1 protein-coding gene is annotated in these 1229 nt (G+C 43.9%); it reads left to right on the top strand.

Translation table 11 applies throughout. The features are described from left to right. On the top strand, positions 1-1175 hold a 1175-nt coding region (locus tag AAEZ22_RS18060; protein ID WP_352298344.1), incomplete at its 5' end, for an RNA-guided endonuclease InsQ/TnpB family protein. Positions 1176-1229: the final 54 nt, after the last annotated feature.

The following is a 1229-nucleotide window of genomic DNA, read 5'->3' as shown; positions in this document are numbered from 1 at the left end:
CATCAGTTTCTCAAGAAGAATCGCTGATGGATTTGTTTGTCCACCATCACCAGTTGTACAACTGGGCTTTACGTGATCGCATCGAAACATATCGTGATTCTAATTACAGTCTTAACTTTCACGAACAGTGCAAAATCAACACTCTGTGGCGTAATAATCGTAAAGCGCATGGCATTTTCAATGCTAATGCTCAGAGTGAGCAAGTCACATTAAAACGTGTTGCACTGGCTTTTGACGGTTTTTTTAGACGGCTCAAAAAAGGTGATAAGAAAGCTGGATTCCCACGTTTTAAACCATTTCAACGCTTTAAAGGTTGGGGCTACAAGGCTCATGGTGATGGTTGGAAGCTCAACCTGAAAGAAAAAAAGCATGGTGCTGTTTATTTGGCTGATGTTGGTATCGTTAAGATCCGAGGTAAAGCTAGAAACACAGGAGGCAAGCCGAAAACTGCCGAAATCATCCGAAAGAATGGTGAGTGGTTCATTTCAGTTTCAATGGAGTATGACACCATTGAGAGAAACTGTGGCACTAAAGCTGTTGGCTTGGATTGGGGTGTTTCTCATTACTTTTCGACTATCGATCAGGATGGTAATTTTGAGCAAGTCGAAAACCCCCGTTACCTCAGAAACAGCAAAGAGCGATTAACCTCTTTACAACGTGACCTCGCGTTAGCGAAAAAAGGCACTCGCACCCAGCGAAAATTAAAGCATCAAATTGCCAAACTCCACCAGAAAATCGCCCGTCAAAGACTCGATTTTACTCATAAAGAAACTGCAAAATTAGTTGAAGTGGCGGCATTGATCGCCACCGAAAAACTCACCGTTAAGAACATGACTCGTAGTGCCAAAGGTACTGTCGAGAAAAACGGAAAAATGGTGAAACAAAAGGCTGGTCTGAATCGGGAAATTCTGAACACCGCGCCAGCCATGACTCTTAATTTACTGCGATACAAAGCGGAAGAAGCTAGTAGCGAATTTGTTGAAGTACCAACAAAGCAAGTTAAGCCAAGTCAAACCTGCCCAGACTGCGGAGCTAAGAAGAAGAAATCCTTAGCAGACCGCTGGCACTCATGCGAATGTGGTTGTGAGAAGCCCCGCGATGTAGCCAGTGCGCAAGTTAACTTAAACTGGGCGTTAGGTATTCAGGCTGGGAACCAGCCTAAAAAGGTAGCTTAGGCTTTCTTTTTGAAACTCCTTCAAAACGCGCAGCGTTTAGTGGGAGTTGTTCAT

It is taken from the genome of Pseudoalteromonas sp. 20-MNA-CIBAN-0454 (assembly GCF_040308685.1).
Taxonomy (GTDB): Bacteria; Pseudomonadota; Gammaproteobacteria; order Enterobacterales; family Alteromonadaceae; genus Pseudoalteromonas; species Pseudoalteromonas nigrifaciens.
This window is presented reverse-complemented; position numbering and strand designations above follow the sequence as displayed.